Source organism: Shinella sp. GW821-FHT11G07, from assembly GCF_058808115.1.
This window is the reverse complement of the sequence record NZ_JBXARJ010000010.1, coordinates 82,144-99,051: the sequence shown is the minus strand read 5'-3', so window position 1 is coordinate 99,051 and position 16,908 is coordinate 82,144. Positions and strand designations below refer to the sequence as shown.

The window sequence follows — 16,908 nt, the reverse complement described above, 5'->3', positions numbered from 1 at the left end:
GCTGGCGGATTTACCAAATTCGCTGAATTCCTTGACTTTCCGGCACTTTCGGCATATCTGCGCTGCATCCTCGCGGCACGATGCCCGCTGAAACCCATTGCGTTCGCAAGAACCGGAACGGAAACTGTTTTCCCTTTGACCACTTTTGCTGATCTTGGCCTGAGCCCGAAAGTCCTGTCCGCCGTTACAGATTCGGGCTACACGATCCCGACACCGATCCAGGCTGGCGCCATTCCGCCGGCACTTTCGCGGCGCGACATCCTCGGAATCGCCCAGACGGGCACCGGCAAGACTGCGTCCTTCGTGCTGCCGATGCTGACGCTCCTGGAAAAGGGCCGCGCCCGGGCACGCATGCCGCGCACGCTGATTCTCGAGCCGACGCGCGAACTCGCCGCCCAGGTTGCCGAGAACTTCGAAAAATACGGCAAGAATCACAAGCTGAACGTCGCGCTGCTCATCGGCGGCGTTTCCTTCGACGAACAGGACCGCAAGCTGGAGCGTGGCGCAGACGTCCTGATCTGCACCCCCGGCCGCCTGCTCGACCATTGCGAGCGTGGCAAGCTCCTGATGACGGGCGTCGAAATCCTCGTCATCGACGAAGCCGACCGCATGCTCGACATGGGCTTCATCCCGGATATCGAGCGCATCGCCAAGCTCATCCCGTTCACCCGCCAGACGCTGTTCTTCTCGGCCACCATGCCGCCGGAAATCCAGAAGCTTGCGGACAAGTTCCTGCAGAACCCGGAACGTGTCGAAGTATCGGCCCGCTCCTCCACGGCCACGACCGTGACGCAGCGCCTCGTCGCCACCCACGGCAAGGATTACGAGAAGCGCGCCACGCTGCGTGATCTCATCCGCGCGCAGGAAGACCTGAAGAACGCTATCATCTTCTGCAACCGCAAGGTCGATGTCGCGGATCTCTTCCGCTCGCTCGACCGCCACGGCTTCTCCGTCGGCGCGCTGCACGGCGACATGGACCAGCGCTCGCGCACGACCATGCTGGCCAATTTCAAGGAAAACAAGCTCACGCTTCTCGTGGCATCCGACGTCGCTGCCCGCGGCCTCGATATCCCGGACGTCAGCCATGTCTTCAATTTCGACGTCCCGATCCACGCCGAGGACTATGTCCACCGCATTGGCCGCACCGGCCGTGCCGGCCGTTCGGGCGCCGCCTTCACCCTCGTCTCCAAGCGCGACGGAAAGTTCGTCGATGCCATCGAAAAGCTGATCGACAAGAAGATCGATTGGCTGAGCGGCGGCCTCGAGGAATTGCCGCAGGCGGTGGAGAGCGAGGAGCGCGAACGGCCCCGCAACGGGCGCGATCGCGGTGGTCGTGACCGCGACCGTGATCGTTCCCGTGGACGCAACAAGGGCGAAGCCCGCGTTACGGAAACCCGCATCGAGACCGTTGAGACCGAAGAAAAGGTGGAAGTCGTGAAAGCTGAACGCAAGGCGGAAGGGCGGCCGCAGAATCCCGCTCGCAATCCGCGGGCCGCAAACCATGCCGCACCGCGTCCGGCCAATGACGACAGCCGTGATCGGCGCAACCGCTATCGCCGCGACGACGATGACGGCCCGACGCCGCTCGGCTTCGGCGACGAAGTCCCGGCCTTCATGCTGGTCGCCGGCAAGGCCTGATTTCTAACAATGCCTATTCCCGGCATCGATGTGCCAGGCCTCGGTTGCGGCCTGGCCATTTTGCGTGAGGGCAAGCTTTTGCTCTACCGGCGCCGCAATGCGCCGGAAGCCGGCTGCTGGAGCATTGTCGGCGGCAAGGTCGACCATATGGAGCGCGCAATCGATTCCGCCCGCCGCGAGGCGCAGGAAGAATCGGGGCTTACCGTCGGCGCGATCGACCTTCTCTGCATTTCTGAACAGATCATCGAGGACGAGCGCCAGCACTGGCTGTCGCTCATCTATGTGACGGAAGATTTTGCCGGAGAGGCCCGCGTCATGGAGCCGGAAAAGCTGCCGGAATTCGGCTGGTTCCCGCTCGATGCGCTGCCCACCCCCCTCTCGCGCTTTGCCGCGGACGCCGTCAAGGCGCTCCACGTGCGTTAAGCGCGCTGCGCTAAGACCTCTGCGGTTCTTGTCTCAGAACCGCGCGGTGGCACCGAGGATGAAGGTCCGGCCGCGTCCGTTGTTGATGCCGGCGAGGTTGTCGGAAAGCCCTGAATTTGCCTTCATATAGGCCTTGTCGAACACGTTCTCGACGTTGAAGAAGACCTTGGCGTTCTCGTTGATCTCCCAGGAGGCGTGCACGTCGAAGAGCGTGTAGGCGTCGACCTTGTAGGCATCGGGTTTCCCGAGGAACGCCTGCTTGCTTTCCCCGACATACCGCACGCGCCCACCAACCGTCAGCGCCTCGTCGAGGAAGCGCATGCCGACGTCGACGGTGGCGAAATCGTCCGGCAGCTGGCCGGTGTCGCTCGTCGTGCCAGATGACGAGCCCTGCGGCTGGTCCGTATCGGCAATCGTCAGCGAGAAGCCGGCATAATAGCGCCCGGCATCGTAACCGCCTTCGATTTCGAGACCCTTCATGACAGTGGTGCCGTCGAGATTGACCCAGCACGCGACGCTGCCGTCACCGGGCTCCCAGTTGGGGCACAGCGTGCCGCTGGTATCGGTGCGGTAAGTGATGTAGTCGCTGATGCGGTTGTGGAAGTAGCCGACCTTGAGCCAGGCCGTATCGCCGGCCGTCAGCAGATCGTCGCCCTTGAGATTGACGCCCAGTTCCCAGCCGCGGCTCTGTTCCGGCACGAGGTTCGGGTTGTTGTTGACCGGGTCCGACGAGCCGTCGAAGCTGTGGCCGCCCGGATAGAACATTTCGGCCGCCGTCGGCGGGCGCGAGGTGTGGGCATAGGTGACATAGGGCTGCAGCCAATCGAACGGCCGTGCCGACAGGGTGATCTTCGGGTTGAGGTCGCCGCCATGCCGTGAGACGGCGTCCCCGGGGCAAGGATCGCCGTCAGGATCGCAACCATTGGAGCCTGGCGCATCGTAACCGCTGATGCCCTTCACCGACCAGTAATCGTAGCGCAGGCCGCCGGTCAGGTCGAAAATACCGCGCGTCAGCGTCGCCTCGCTGAAGGCGCCGGCCTTCACCAGCGTTCCATCGGCATTGGCGCCGCGCTTGGCGTTGCCTTCGTACTCGTCGTGGCTATAGGCCGCGCCATAGGAGAGCTTCAGTTCGGTCTCGTTGCCGAGATCGAAGTGCATGCGGTTGGTGATATCGAAACCGGTCGTCGTGTTGGTGCCCTTGCGGCCATCGAACGCCGCGCCATCGATGCTCGAGCCATCGAATTCAAGATCGGTGATGTTGAGATAGGCGTTGGCCGAGAGGTCGATCAGGTCGTTGCCCGGCTTGTAGGAATATTTTGCCGTATAGGTCTGGTTCTCGATTATCCAGTTGTAACCGGAGCTGCCCGGCAGGAACTCGCTGCCGTACCAGATGCCGCCGAGAGACAGCTTGTGATCGGAGTCCGGCAGGATGTTGACCTTGAAGAGACCCGACTTCGGATGCTCATCACCGGCGCTCGGATAGACGATGCCGTCGCCATTTTCGTAGGGGCTTTTCTTCGTGTCGCTGAGCGCGCCAACGACGCTGATCTCGCCTTCGCCCATGTCCGTGCGCGCCGCCCCGGTCAGCAGGCGTGAATAGTCGAAGCCGTTCGTGCCGACGCGCACGGTGGACATCACGCCGACATCCTTGCCCGGCAGCAGCACGTCATCGACGTCGAGCGTGCGAAAGTTCGCGGCCCCTGCCAGCGTGCCCATGCCCTCGGCGCCTGACACCGCGCCACGCGACACATCCACACCCACCAGCATGTTCTGCTCGACATACAGCATGTTGTCGAACGTGCCGGCGTGGCCGGACAGGTTACGGAAGGTCTGCGGTACGCCATCGATCATGCTGTTGACGCGGCCCATGCCCTGCAAACCACGGATATTGACCATGATGCCGGGCTGGTCGGCCGGTTCGCGCGTGAACGTGCCCGGTGTCGAGCGCAAGACCTGCTTGACGTCACCGGCAAATTGTTCCTGGATTTTCACCCGGCCCGCCTTGGAGACCGCGGCCGGCACGTCGACAACGCCGTCGCCGTTGCTGTCGCCTTCCACGTTGATCTGCTGGAGCAGGGTTGCCGGTGCCTCCTGCGCCTTCACCGGCAAAGCCGTCGCCAGAAGCACAAGCGCCATGGCCGTGCCAGCCAGAAGCGTCGACGCGTGGAAACGATCATCTTTCATGGGAACCTCACCGGACATCAGGCCGCGCGATTTCGCACGCGAACTGCCCGGTAATGGACAACATGATAAACCAAGTCAAGTTTAATTACGGCAATTATCCGGCTGTATCGCTACTTCGCGCGAAGGGCTGCTTGATAGGCCCGGCGCACCCATTGGGCCATCTCGTCCGGATCGTCGAAGGCCTCATCGGGGACGGACCAGTACGGCATTTTCACAGGCTTGCCCTGCTTGCCCTCATAGAACCATTGCCGGCAACCGGCAGCCTCGAAATCCGACGCACTGGTCTCGTCCGCCTTGAGCAGTATCTCGTCGGAGACTTCCAGCGCGAGAATCCGGCCCTGGTGATAGATGCCCTTGCCGCCGAACATGCGCTTGATCGTCACCGGCCCAAGCGCCTGGAACATCTCCTCGATCGCATCCCGGTCCATGCCCTACCCCTTCAGAATACCGCCCGCGGCCACCACAGCCTCCGGCGTATCGACGTCGACATGCGCCGCCTCGCCGATCTCCACGTCGACCACGTCAAGCCCGGCGCTTTCCACGATATGCCGTGCCCCGACATCGCCTTCAAGCTGGAGGATGGCGGAAAACGTCGTGCGCGGCAGCACGACGGGATTGCCGCGCTTGCCGCCGGAAACGGCCCGCACGATGGCATGTCCGCCTGCGGCCGCGAAGGCGTCAAGCAATCGGCGCACATCCGCCCCGGTGACATGCGGCATGTCGGCCAGCATGACCACGATGCCCTCACAGCCCGGCGACACCGCGGAAACGCCCACCCGCAGCGAGGTCGACATGCCCTGCGCGTGATCCGGGTTGCGCAGGACATCCACGGTGAGCCCGGCCAGCTCCGCCTCCACTTCGTCCGCCCGGTGCCCGGTCACGACGAGCACGCGCGCCGGCCGTGCCGCCAGCGCAGCCTCCACCGAACGGCGCACCAGCGCCTTGCCGTCGAAGGTCGCCAGCAGCTTGTGGTCGCCCTTCATGCGGCTGGCACGCCCGGCGGCCAGAACCAGCGCCGTGACGACGAGCGGCCGCTCGGGCGCACGCTGCTCGCGCGGTTGCGGACGGCTTGGAATTTCCGCAAGAAGGCCCCCGACGCCCATGCCTGTAATCTCCTCGGATCCCGGCTTTTCACCGGCGAAAATGCGGGCCAGAACCCAGTCGAAGCCGTTCTCCTTCGGGCTGCGGGCACAGCCGGGCGCGCCGAGCACCGGCACCGTCCCGACATGGCCCAGGACCAGCAGGTTGCCCGGATCGACCGGCATGCCGACATGCACGACTGCGCCGCCCGCGGCACGGATGGCGGTTGGAATGACGTCGTTCGCATCCGTGACGGCAGAGGCGCCGAAGACGACAACAAGCTCGTTCTCGCCGGCCGCCTGGCGGACCGCCTCGGCAAGCGCCGCTGGCTGGTGCGGCACGCGCCTTTCCCCCGTCAGCCGACTGCCGGACGGGTGCAGGCGCTGTTCAAGAAGCCGGCGTGTCTTGTCCATGACGGAAACCTTGAGCGTCGGCAGCTCCGTCGCAACCAGCCCGACACGGTGCGCCACGAAGGGCTTGACCTCCAGCGTCCGGCTCACTGACAGCGCAGCCGCCGCCCTGCGGGCAAGGGCGTCCGACACGGCAAGGGGAATGATCTTGATCGTCGCCACCATGTCGCCCGCCGCAACGCTTGCATGATCCGGCAGGGTGGCGATGGTGATGGCCGGATCGACCCGGTTGAAGCGATCGATCGCCACCCGGTCGACGACGAAGAGGCCGTTCGCCTTGGCATGGAGATTGATGCGGCCAGTCGCGGGCGGGGTGAAGCTGAGATGATCGGGCACGATCGCCGCGGCGATCAGTGCGGCCGCCTCGTCCTCACCGATATCCCCCTCCTCCAGGCGCACCGCGATCACGACGGCGACGCCTGCCGCGGCAAGGGCCGCCTGATCGTCGGCCGTTACCACATGCCCTTTGTGCAATGACAGGCCCTCGACCCGCACGCCATGGGCCAATCGTGCGCCGATCGCCTCGACAACCGGGATTTCGCCAAAAATCACGAGGCGGGCCCCCGCAAGGGTCGGCGGCGCAGGTGCTCGACGATATCCGCCAGGATGGCGACGGCGATTTCGGCGGGGCTCGCGGCACCGATGTCGAGGCCGATCGGCGCGGATATTGTCGCGATCTCCGCGTCGCTGTGCCCGAGCGCCGTCAGGCGTTCAACACGCTTGGCATGGGTCTTCCGGCTGCCGAGCGCGCCGATATAGAAACAGCCGGTGGAGAGCGCCTGCGACAGCGGGAAGTCGTCGATCTTCGGATCGTGGGTAACAGCCACGAGCGCGGTATAGGCGTCGAGTGGCCGCGTCCGCAGCACATCCTCCGGCCAATCGGCGACAAGGTCGATGCCGGCGAAGCGCTCTTCGGTGGCAAAGGCCGTGCGCGGATCGGTGATCGTGATATCGAAGCCCGCTATCCCGGCCATCTGCGCCAGCGCCTGGCTGATATGCACTGCGCCGATGACCACGATACGGGCCGGCGGCAGGTGGACGTTCAGGAAGAAATTGCGATCCTCTGCCGCCACAATGGCGGATTTGCCGGAGCGGAATGCACTCTCGATTGCCGTGCCAAGCGGCCCGGCGACCGGATCGCCCTCGCAGACCACCCGGTCGCGGCCGTCGCCGAGGTCGGTAAGGTGGATGACCGCGCGGCGGGCGGCGCGCTCCGTGTTCAGCTTGCGCAGCAGGTAGGGATCCATCAGCCGACCCGCTCCACATAGACCCGAATGCGCCCGCCGCAGGACAGGCCAACACGCCAGGCCGCCTCGTCGGCGACGCCGAATTCCAGCAGACGCGGTTCGCCGTCGCCGATCACCTCCATCGCCTCACCGATCACCGCCCCCTCGACGCAGCCGCCCGAAACGGAACCGTGAAAATTTCCCTCGCCGTCGATGACCAGATGGCTGCCGACCGGACGCGGCGCCGAGCCCCAGGTCTCGACGACGGTGGCGAGCGCCACCATGCGGCCATCGTCCATCCAGCGTTCCGCGATGGTCAACGGGTCGTGCGCGTCGTTTGCATCCATTCTGTCCTCCTCATGCCGCCGGCAGAAAACGTCTGGGATCACCGGCACCGCGCGGCGCTTCGCCGGACAGTGCGGCCACCAGATCCGCCATGGCCTCCAGATTGTGTACCGGCCGCAGTTCGTCGACATGCGGCAGCATGGCCCTCACCCCGCGCGCCCGCGCTTCAAACCCCTCGAACCGCAGCAGCGGATTGAGCCAGACCAGCCGCCGGCAGGAGCGGTGTAGCCGGTCCATCTCCGTCTCGAGCAGGTCCGTGTCCTCGCGCTCCAGCCCGTCGGTGATCAGCAGCACGACGGCGCCCTGCCCCAGCACGCGGCGCGACCAGAGCCGGTTGAACTCCTTCAGCGTCTCGCCGATGCGCGTGCCGCCGGACCAGTCGCTGACCGTCTGGCTGCACGCCTCCACGGCGAGATCGGGATCGCGGTGGCGCATCTGGCGCGTGACATTGCTGAGGCGCGTGCCGAACAGGAAGGCGTGCACGCGACGGCGATGCTCGCCCAGCGCATGCAGGAAATGCAGGAAGATACGCGTGTACTGGCTCATCGAGCCGGAAATATCGGCGAGCACGACGAGCGGCGGATGGATCGTCTTCGGCTCCCGATAGCGCGGCAGGATGAGTGCGCCGCCGGTGCGCATTGCGTGGCGCATCGTGGCGCGGGCATCGATGGCCACCGGCCGGTTGCTGCGGCGGAAACGGCGCGTGCGCACCTCGTCGACCGGCAGCACAAGATTGGAAATCGTGCGCTTGGCCGCGGCCAGTTCCGCCGTCGTCATCTGGGCGAAATCGGTCCGGCGCAGAATTTCGCTGCCGGAGGCGGTGAAACGGGCGTCGATTTCGATATCCGGCTCGTCGCGCTGCGGCCGTTCCTCCGATCGTTCGCCAAACAACGCATCGGACACGCGGGTTTCCCCCGCCTTGCGCTTTTCCCGCTCCTCCTGCCGCGTCACGACCGGCGACATCAGCGCGATCATTTTCCCCACAAGATCACGTGACCGCCAGAACAGGCGAAAGGCTTCGTCGAAGACGGCGTCGTCCTCATGCCGCTTGACCAGCGTCGCATGCAGCGCGGTGTAGAACTCCTCGCGCTCGCCAATGCCGATCGCCTGCACCGCCTCGATGGCATCCGTCACCGCCGCCGGACCGATGCGCAGCCCCGCCTTGCGCAGCACGCGCGCGAAATGCACGATATTGTCGGCAAGCCGGCCATCCGTGGCAGCATCCGCACTGTCGTTGTCCGCTGCAAGGGTCATCGTTCAGCCTGTCGCCGCCAGGCCGGTTTTCACGTCGTCGAGCAGCTTGCGGCCCTCGGCGCCGTCGATGCGGGCGATGTCGTCCTGATATTTGAGCAGCGTGCCGAGCGTGTCCGACACCGTCTCCGGATCGAGCGCCACCCGGTCGAGTTCGGTCAGCGCCGTCGCCCAGTCGATGGTTTCGGCTACACCGGGGTTCTTGAAGAGATCGAGCGTGCGCAGCTTCTGCACATAGGCGACGACCTGATGCGACAGCACCTCGTTGCAGCGCGGCACCTTGCGGCGGATGATCTCCAGTTCCTGTGCCGCTGCGGGATAGTCGACCCAATGGTAGAGACAGCGCCGCTTCAACGCGTCGTGCACTTCGCGCGTGCGGTTCGTCGTGATGATGACGATGGGTGGTTCAGTCGCCCGGATCGTGCCCAGTTCCGGCACCGTCACCTGGAAATCCGACAGCACCTCCAGCAGGAAGGCTTCGAAGGCCTCGTCGGTTCGGTCCAGTTCGTCGATCAGGAAGACCGGGGCGCGGCCATCCGGCGACGACAGCGCCTGAAGCACCGGACGGCGGATGAGATAGCGCTCGGAAAAGATGTCGGCCTCGATGCGGCCGCGGTCCGTGGTACCGGAAGCTTCGGCGAGGCGGATTTCCAGCATCTGCGCCGGATAGTTCCACTCATACACGGCCGAGGCGATATCAAGGCCCTCGTAACATTGCAGGCGGATCAGCGGGCGGTCGAGCGAGGCAGCCAGCACCTTGGCGATCTCGGTCTTGCCAACGCCAGCCTCCCCCTCGAGGAAAAGCGGCCGCTTCATGCGCAGCGACAGGAAAAGCACCGTCGCCAGCGAACGCGCGGCGAGGTAGTTGCCGGCCGACAGCATCGCGGCGGTCTCGTCGATCGATTGCGGGATATGTCCGCGTTGGTAAACCACACCGCTCCTCCACTCCGGAGGAGGAACTTATAGCGTGTGGTAGCCCCGGTCCATATAGAGAAGCGCTGGTTTGTGCGCGCCGGCGGAAACGCCCATGACTTCGCCGATCAGCATCATGTGCGTCGCCATGACCTTGAATTCGACAAGCCGGCAATCGAAGGCGGCAAGCGCGTTCTTCAGCACCGGCGCCCCGGTCACCAGCTCCTCCCAGTCGCCCTTGGCGAAGCGCTCTTCCGAGGTCAAGGCGGGATCGCGGCCGGAAAAGGCATTGGCAAGCTCGATCTGGTCGGCGGCAAGCGTGTTCAGCGCAAAGCGGCCGCTTTTCTCGAAGATGGCATTCTTCGGGTTGGAGGCGTTGACGCAGGCGAGAACCATGGCCGGATTGTCCGACACCGAGCAGGCAGCAGTGATCGTCACCCCGCGCCGCTCGCCCTCGAAGGTCGTCGTCACGATCTGCACATGGCCTGCATAGCGGCTCATCGCGTTACGGTAGAGCGATGGGTCCAGCATCAATCTGTCCAACACGGCGTTCTCCTTCTCATGAAGGAGATACATGGCGAAAATGAAGAAAAATGTAACCCCCTTAAAGTGGATTTTTCTCATCCAGTTTTTCCGCGCGGATTTTCAACAGAGATTTCCCTTTGACGCCCTTCGCGCGATCCTTACAAAAGACTTAGCTTTGCCCCATGGATCCAGAATGAAGACCGCGTCCCTCGTCACCCTGTTCAGCATCCTTCTGTTTGCAGCCAGCCCGGCCGCAGCCGCAGGCCTGACCTTTGCCGTCGTCGCGCCGCAGGAAGGGCCGCTCGCCATTCTCGGCCAGCAGGTTCTCGATGGTGCGCGTTTTGCGGCGGAGGCGAACGGCGACACTATCGTGACCATTCCCGAATCCTGCGACGAAAACGATGGCGAGGCCATTGCCAAGCAGATCCTCGCCGCTGACGCGGTCGCCGCCATCGGCTTCCTGTGCACGGAAGGGCTTGCCGCCTCGCTTCCCGCCCTGGCGGAGGCAAGCATACCGGCGATCACGCTGTCGGTTCGCTCCGGCATTCTCATGGAAGATGCGCTGAAGAAGAAATGGCCGCTCTTCCGCCTCGCCCCCGGCCCGAAGGCCGAGGCGGACAAGGCCGTCGACATCATCACCCGCGCCTGGAAATCCGAGCCATTCGCCCTTATCGACGACGGTACGATCCATGCCCGCGAGCTCGTCGAGACGGTTCGCCTGCGGCTGGAGGAGGTCGGCATGAAGGCGGCATTCGTCGATACCTATCGTCCGACGCAGGAACAGCAGCTCACCCTCGTCCGCCGCCTCATCAAGACCGGCGTGACCCACGTTTTCGTCGGTGGCGACCGCACCGATATCGCTGTCATCGCCCGTGATGCGAAGAGCGAAAAGACGCCATTGACCCTGCTCGGCGGCGAGGCGCTGCTCGGCGCCGATCCGCTCGTGCCGATGACGGATGGCGTGGAGGCGATTGCATTGCCCGATTACCAGACGCTGCCGGCAGGGCTGCCGGTCGCCAGGGCGATGCAGGAGAGCGGCATTGTCGCCGAAGGCTATGTGTTGCCTGCCCACGCCGCAGTTACCGCACTCGCGGCCGCCGCGGCAGAGGGCGGTAACCTCGTGGAAACGCTGGCCGGCGGCAGTTTCCAGACGGCAATCGGCACCGTCGCCTTTGGCGCGGATCATGAGATGCGTGAAAACCCCTACCGCCTGCTCGTCTGGCAGGCCGGCGCCTTCGTGCCGGTGGAAGCAGCCCCGGAGAGCGAGTAGATGAAACCGGGGCCGAAGAACCGCATCACGGATGTCGCCGGTCTCAAGGTCGGCAACGCGACGGATCACGCCCTGCGCTCCGGCGTCACCGTCGTGCTCTGCGACGAGCCGGCGGTGGCCGCGGTACAAGTGCTCGGCGGCGCGCCGGGAACGCGCGAGACGGACCTTCTGGAGCCGCACAACACCGTTCAGACCGTCGACGCCCTCGTGCTGTCCGGTGGTTCGGCCTTCGGGCTGGATGCTGCGTCCGGCGTGCAGGCGGGCCTGCGCGAGGCAGGACGCGGTTTTGCCGTCGGGCCTTTTCGCGTGCCGATCGTGCCCGCCGCCATTCTGTTCGATCTGATGAACGGCGGCGACAAGGACTGGGGCCGTTATCCGCCCTATCGCGAGCTTGGTTATGCGGCACTTGCCAGGGCCGCCGAAGACTTCGAGACCGGCAGCGCCGGTGCTGGCACCGGTGCGCTCACCGCGACCTTCAAGGGCGGCCTCGGTTCTGCTTCCACCGTTCTGGAGGCCGGCTTTACCGTTGGCGCCCTCGTGGCGGTCAATGCGCTCGGCGCCGCGACGGTCGGCGACACGCGCCATTTCTGGGCGGCGCCCTTCGAGGAAGCGGAAGAGTTCGGCGGGCTCGGCCTGCCCTTCCCCTTCCCAACCGACGCCCGCATACCACGCACGAAAATGTCGCGTCGCCCGACCGGCACGGAGAACACCACCATCGCCGTCATCGCCACGGATGCCGCGCTGAGCAAGGCCGAAGCGAAGCGTCTCGCCATTGCCGCCCATGACGGTTTTGCCCGTGCCCTCTGGCCGGCCCACACGCCGCTCGACGGCGATCTCGTCTTCGCGCTGGCGACCGGCAAAAGCGGCCGCGCGCCGGCGCCGGAGGACTTCATCGGCCTCTGCGCCGCCGCCGCATCCACCATGGCGCGCGCCATCGCCGGCGGCGTGCATGATGCCACGCCCATGCCGGGCGACGTCATGCCAAGCTGGGCGCGGTAAATCGCCCGTTGTTCGCCCATCGCGGGGATGGTATGGCGACGCAAATTTTTCCACGGAGCCTGACATGACCCTTCCCATCCGGATCGCGCCCTCCATTCTCGCCGCCGACTATGCGAAACTCGGCCAGGAAGTGCGCGACGTCGTCGCGGCAGGCGCCGACTGGATCCATCTCGACATCATGGACGGCCATTTCGTGCCGAACATCTCCTTCGGCCCGGATGTCATCAAGTCGCTGCGTCCCCATACCGACGCCTTCTTCGACTGCCATCTGATGATCGCGCCGGCCGATCCCTATCTCGAAGCTTTCGCCAAGGCCGGCTGCGACAGCATCACCGTGCATGCCGAGGCAGGTCCCCATCTCGACCGATCGCTGCAGGCCATCAAGGCGCTTGGGAAGCGTGCCGGTGTCTCGATCAACCCGGCGACCTCGGAAAGCGTGCTCGACTACCTGCTCGACAAGATCGACCTTATCCTCGTGATGACCGTCAACCCGGGCTTCGGCGGCCAGAAATACATTCCGGCGATGCAGGAAAAGCTCCGCCGCGTGCGTTCGCTCGTCAGCGACCGGCCGATCGACATCCAGGTCGATGGCGGCATTGCAGTCGACACGATCGCCATGCCCGCCGCTGCCGGTGCCAATGTCTTCGTCGCGGGCTCCGCCATCTTCGGTGGCGGTCACATTGACGCCTATCGCAAAACGATCGACACTCTACGCAGCAATGCGGAGGGTGCGCGGGCGTGAGGATTTTGCGAAAGGCGGCGTTCGCCCTTCTGGTGACCGTGCTGGCAACGGCAGGTGCGTCAGCCGGCGACTTCTCGACCTTCCAAACCCTTGGCTTTTCGCCGGACGGGAAGGTCTACGCCTTCGAGGAATTCGGCGTCCAGGACGGTTCCGGCTTTCCCTATTCGACCATCTACTTCATCGACACGCAGAAGGACGCCTATCTTCCCGGAACGCCGATCCGTGCACGGATCGACGACGAGGAAGCGGACCTTGCAAAGGCGCGGGCGGAAAGCCGTGACAAGGCGAAAAACCTGATCGCACAGCACAAGGTGCTCTCCAATCCGGGCCTGCTCGCGGCATTCAATCCGATGGGCGAAGCCGGTGTCGACCGCAAGCGTATCGAGTATTTCCCGCATGCGATCGAGCCGATGGTCGGCGGAAGCTATGCGCTGGCCCTCGAAGACATCGCGCTCGACATGACGGACAAATGCCGTGATCTCACGCCCGACGGGATAAAGGGATTTCGCCTCAAGCTCGTGAGACGCGACGGCCAGGCGGTCGACACGGTGGTGCATGAGGATACGCGCGTGCCCGAGAGCCGCAACTGTCCGCATTCCTACCAGATATCCGGCGCCGTAACCTTCAACGCGTTTGGCGCCGATCCGGTGCATATGGCGCTCGTGCTGGTGCGCAGCTTCGGCTTCGAAGGCAGCGACGGCCGCTGGATCGCCGTACCGTTCCGGCCTTGAGCATGGATCTGGCGACGGGGGCGACAGGCGCAAACGCCACGTTTCAGAGTAGGCCCGCGCCGGTCTTCCCCTCCCGTCCCCTTCACCTTGGCGGCTCCGTTGCCTGGGGCCTGCTGATGGCGGCTTGCGCCTTCGTCTCGCTTGCAATGCAGGGGCGTGCGCAGACATTTCACCTCGCAATGATCCTGCTGATCTTTTTCGCAGGCGGTCTGCTTGCCTGGATCGTCGTTCTGCCGATGGCCCGCCTGCTGACGCGACGGCGCTGCGCCGAGACGCGCTTTGCCGCCCATTTCGCGCTGCTCAGCCTCGGCACCATCGCCGCCACGGCCTTTCTTTTCGCGATGGATTACCGGCTGTTCTATGCGCAGTGGCACCAGCCCTTCGGCACGCGCATCTGGGCCTATCAGTTCGTTTTCACCTCCGCCGGTGCCGTCTACCAGTTCCTCGTCATGGGGCTGCGGCTCTACCTGCCGGTCGGCCTGCCCATCCTGGCGGGCGCCAGCCTGTGGCTCGCGCGGTCGATGCCCCCATACATGCGTTGAGCTTGCCGGCCATCTTTGCTAAAGCGGCGGCAACGCCCACCTGAGAAAGTCTTGAGCCGATGATCCCTCGCTATTCCCGACCGGACATGGTCGCCATCTGGTCGCCCGAAACGAAGTTCCGCATCTGGTTCGAGATCGAAGCCTATGCCTGCGATGCGCTGGCAGACCTAGGCGTCATTCCGAAGTCGGCAGCCGAAACCATCTGGGAAAAGGGCGGCAAGGCGGAATTCGACGTTGCCCGCATCGACGAGATCGAAGCGGTCACCAAGCATGACGTGATCGCCTTCCTGACGCACCTCGCCGAATTCGTCGGCCCCGACAGCCGCTTCGTGCACCAGGGCATGACCTCGTCGGACGTGCTCGACACGACCTTCAATATCCAGCTCGTGCGCGCCGCCGACATCCTGCTTTCCGGCATGGATCGCCTGCTCGCCGCGCTGAAAACCCGCGCCTTCGAGCACAAGGACACGATCCGCATCGGCCGCAGCCACGGCATCCATGCCGAGCCGACGACGATGGGCCTGACGCTCGCCCGCTTCTACGCCGAGATGGATCGCAACCGCGCCCGTCTCGTCGCAGCCCGCGCGGAAATCGCAACCGGCGCGGTCTCCGGTGCCGTCGGCACCTTCGCCAATATCGACCCGCGCGTCGAAGAGCATGTCTGCGCCAAGCTCGGCCTGGTGCCGGAGCCGGTCTCGACGCAGGTCATCCCGCGCGACCGTCATGCCATGTTCTTCGCGACCCTCGGCGTCATCGCCTCGTCGATCGAAAACGTCGCGATCGAAGTCCGTCATATGCAGCGCACGGAAGTTCTGGAAGCGGAAGAATTCTTCTCGCCGGGCCAGAAGGGTTCGTCCGCCATGCCGCACAAGCGCAACCCGGTGCTGACCGAGAACCTGACGGGTCTTGCTCGCCTGGTCCGCATGGCCGTAACGCCCGCGATGGAAAACGTGGCGCTCTGGCACGAACGTGACATTTCCCACTCCAGCGTCGAGCGCGGCATCGGCCCGGACACGACGATCACGCTCGACTTCGCGCTGAACCGTCTTGCCGGCGTCATCGAGAAGCTGGTGATCTATCCGGAGAACATGCTGAAGAATCTCAACAAGTTCCGCGGCCTCGTTCATTCGCAGCGCGTTTTGCTTGCCCTTACCCAAGCCGGCGTTTCGCGCGAAGATTCCTACCGCCTCGTGCAGCGTAACGCGATGAAGGTGTGGGAAAAGGGCGCGGACTTCCTGGAAGAGTTGCTGGCCGACGCCGAGGTACGGGCAGCCCTCTCCGAAGAGCAGATCCGCGAAAAATTCGACCTCGGCTACCACACCAAGCACGTCGACACGATCTTCCGCCGCGTCTTCGGCACCGTCTGAGATCGATCCGGAACAGGCCGGCGAAGTCTCTTCGCCGGCCCACGCCTCTGTATTAGACTTCCCTCGCGTGCAATGCCGCACGCGCCATTGGGAGCTGATCATGAGGTTTCTTGCTATCGCACTGCTTGCCGCAGCGTCTCTTGCCGGATCCGCGCAGGCGCAGACGCCGCAATCCATCCTCGAATTGCTGAAAATCGGCTATGACATCATCAATGTGTCGCCGATCGCCGAAAGCTATGTCGTCTTCCTGGAAAAGGACGACGACGACAGCATCGTCATCTGCCAGATGGGCTTCAAGGACAACGCATTCTCCACGGACAAATGTTATCCGCTGACGAAGTAACAGCGATGGCGCACAAGGCGCCATCGCTCCCCTCTGACAGGCGGTTTCACGCCCTCCTCCTGGCGGGTTCCGCCTGCAAAACCTTTTACGACCGCTCGTCGACCACGATCTTGCGGTAGAGATGCCAGGTCGCATGGCCGAGGATCGGCATGATCACGGCAAGGCCGACGAAGAGCGGGATGGTGCCGGCGATCAGCAGTGCGGCGACGATCAGGCCCCAGCAGGCGATCGGCATCGGATTCATCAGCGTGGCGCGCAACGACGTTTCCATCGCGGCGACTGCTCCGACATCCCGATCCAGCATCAGCGGAAAGGCGATGACCGTCGTGGCGAGCACGACCAATGCAAAGCAGAAGCCGATCGCGTTGCCCGCCAGCATGAGCAGCAACCCGTTTTCCGAACTGAAGATCGAGGCCATGAACAGGGCCAGCGATTGCGGCGGCTCCGGCCCGAACAGGTTGGTATAGAGCAGTTGCGCAAAGACCAGCCAGGCGATGAAAAGCACAAACAGCAAGGCGCCGACGGCGAGAATGGACGGAAGTGCAGGCGAATGGCGGACTTCAAGCGCATGACGCCAGGAGGTGTCCATGCCAAGTTCGCGCCGGCGGCTGATCTCGTAGAGGCCGAGGGCGAAGAACGGTCCGAGCAGCGCAAAGCCGGCGATCAGCGGAAAGATCAGCGGCAGCAGGTTGGCGCCGGAACTCCAGGTGACGAGCACCACGCCGCAAATCGGATAGATCAGGCTTAGAAAGACATAGTGCGATGGTTTCGCGCGAAAATCCTCGAAACCGAGCGCCAGTGCGTCCCAGACATCGGACAACGTGATCCGCCGGATCGCCGGCCGCGTTACCATGTCGTCGGAACCTGCCATCACATGAAAAGTCGTCATGACCATTTCTCCTGCCGGTCTGGAACCGTCA

The 16,908-nt window shown here is 64.4% G+C and carries 18 protein-coding genes; 9 read left to right on the top strand and 9 right to left on the bottom strand.

Annotated elements, in window-relative coordinates; all coding sequences use genetic code 11:
- Positions 1-135 precede the first annotated feature (135 nt).
- Positions 136-1,638, top strand: coding sequence for a DEAD/DEAH box helicase (locus tag AC1RT2_RS20065; RefSeq protein WP_493104728.1), 1,503 nt, complete (start codon positions 136-138; stop codon positions 1,636-1,638).
- A gap of 9 nt (positions 1,639-1,647) precedes the next feature.
- Positions 1,648-2,061 (top strand): NUDIX domain-containing protein, encoded by a 414-nt coding sequence (locus AC1RT2_RS20060; protein WP_493104726.1) that lies wholly within the window; start codon positions 1,648-1,650, stop codon positions 2,059-2,061.
- Positions 2,062-2,094: 33 nt separating this feature from the next.
- On the opposite strand, the gene AC1RT2_RS20055 is transcribed toward AC1RT2_RS20060, so the two are convergent.
- The 8 genes from AC1RT2_RS20055 to AC1RT2_RS20020 all read right to left on the bottom strand — a co-directional run bounded on the left by AC1RT2_RS20055 (position 2,095) and on the right by AC1RT2_RS20020 (position 10,045).
- Complete coding sequence (locus tag AC1RT2_RS20055; protein ID WP_493104724.1) at positions 2,095-4,245, bottom strand: TonB-dependent receptor domain-containing protein; 2,151 nt, start codon at positions 4,243-4,245, stop codon at positions 2,095-2,097.
- A 110-nt stretch (positions 4,246-4,355) separates the two neighbouring features.
- The gene (locus AC1RT2_RS20050) at positions 4,356-4,673 is read right to left on the bottom strand and encodes a TfoX/Sxy family protein (RefSeq protein ID WP_493104722.1); all 318 of its coding nucleotides are present in this window, start codon (positions 4,671-4,673) and stop codon (positions 4,356-4,358) included.
- A 3-nt stretch (positions 4,674-4,676) separates the two neighbouring features.
- Positions 4,677-6,287, bottom strand: a complete 1,611-nt coding sequence (locus AC1RT2_RS20045) for an NTP transferase domain-containing protein (protein ID WP_493104720.1) — start codon at positions 6,285-6,287, stop codon at positions 4,677-4,679.
- Entirely contained in the window at positions 6,284-6,982 is a 699-nt protein-coding gene (locus AC1RT2_RS20040) for an XdhC family protein (protein WP_493104718.1), read from the bottom strand. Before AC1RT2_RS20040 ends, AC1RT2_RS20045 begins: the two co-directional genes overlap by 4 nt.
- Positions 6,982-7,308: an XdhC family protein gene (locus AC1RT2_RS20035; RefSeq protein WP_493104716.1), complete on the bottom strand. Its 327-nt coding sequence runs from the start codon at positions 7,306-7,308 to the stop codon at positions 6,982-6,984. Before AC1RT2_RS20035 ends, AC1RT2_RS20040 begins: the two co-directional genes overlap by 1 nt.
- A gap of 10 nt (positions 7,309-7,318) precedes the next feature.
- Entirely contained in the window at positions 7,319-8,560 is a 1,242-nt protein-coding gene (locus AC1RT2_RS20030) for a vWA domain-containing protein (RefSeq protein ID WP_493104714.1), read from the bottom strand.
- Between the two features lie 3 nt (positions 8,561-8,563).
- Entirely contained in the window at positions 8,564-9,439 is an 876-nt protein-coding gene (locus tag AC1RT2_RS20025) for an AAA family ATPase (protein WP_493104964.1), read from the bottom strand.
- Positions 9,440-9,517: 78 nt separating this feature from the next.
- Positions 9,518-10,045, bottom strand: coding sequence for a flavin reductase family protein (locus tag AC1RT2_RS20020; RefSeq protein ID WP_171902444.1), 528 nt, complete (start codon positions 10,043-10,045; stop codon positions 9,518-9,520).
- A 142-nt stretch (positions 10,046-10,187) separates the two neighbouring features.
- Here AC1RT2_RS20020 and AC1RT2_RS20015 point away from each other — a divergent pair, with 142 nt between their 5' ends.
- From AC1RT2_RS20015 to AC1RT2_RS19985, 7 genes are all read left to right on the top strand, one after another.
- A complete protein-coding gene (locus AC1RT2_RS20015) occupies positions 10,188-11,264 on the top strand; it encodes an ABC transporter substrate-binding protein (RefSeq protein WP_493104712.1) in 1,077 nt (358 codons plus the stop codon).
- Entirely contained in the window at positions 11,265-12,263 is a 999-nt protein-coding gene (locus AC1RT2_RS20010; RefSeq protein WP_493104710.1) for a P1 family peptidase, read from the top strand.
- Between the two features lie 64 nt (positions 12,264-12,327).
- A complete protein-coding gene (gene rpe / locus AC1RT2_RS20005) occupies positions 12,328-13,005 on the top strand; it encodes a ribulose-phosphate 3-epimerase (protein WP_069058956.1) in 678 nt (225 codons plus the stop codon).
- On the top strand, positions 13,002-13,736 hold the full coding sequence (locus AC1RT2_RS20000) for a DUF2259 domain-containing protein (protein ID WP_493104708.1): 735 nt from the start codon (positions 13,002-13,004) through the stop codon (positions 13,734-13,736). Before rpe ends, AC1RT2_RS20000 begins: the two co-directional genes overlap by 4 nt.
- A 116-nt stretch (positions 13,737-13,852) precedes the next feature.
- Complete coding sequence (locus tag AC1RT2_RS19995) at positions 13,853-14,278, top strand: hypothetical protein (RefSeq protein WP_493104962.1); 426 nt, start codon at positions 13,853-13,855, stop codon at positions 14,276-14,278.
- Between the two features lie 59 nt (positions 14,279-14,337).
- Entirely contained in the window at positions 14,338-15,645 is a 1,308-nt protein-coding gene (gene purB / locus AC1RT2_RS19990) for an adenylosuccinate lyase (protein WP_493104706.1), read from the top strand.
- A 100-nt stretch (positions 15,646-15,745) separates the two neighbouring features.
- Positions 15,746-15,988, top strand: a complete 243-nt coding sequence (locus AC1RT2_RS19985) for a hypothetical protein (protein WP_493104703.1) — start codon at positions 15,746-15,748, stop codon at positions 15,986-15,988.
- 85 nt (positions 15,989-16,073) lie between these two features.
- Here the strand turns inward: AC1RT2_RS19985 and AC1RT2_RS19980 are convergent, their stop codons facing one another.
- Positions 16,074-16,877, bottom strand: coding sequence for a DUF2189 domain-containing protein (locus tag AC1RT2_RS19980; RefSeq protein WP_493104701.1), 804 nt, complete (start codon positions 16,875-16,877; stop codon positions 16,074-16,076).
- Between the last annotated feature and the right edge of the window lie 31 nt (positions 16,878-16,908).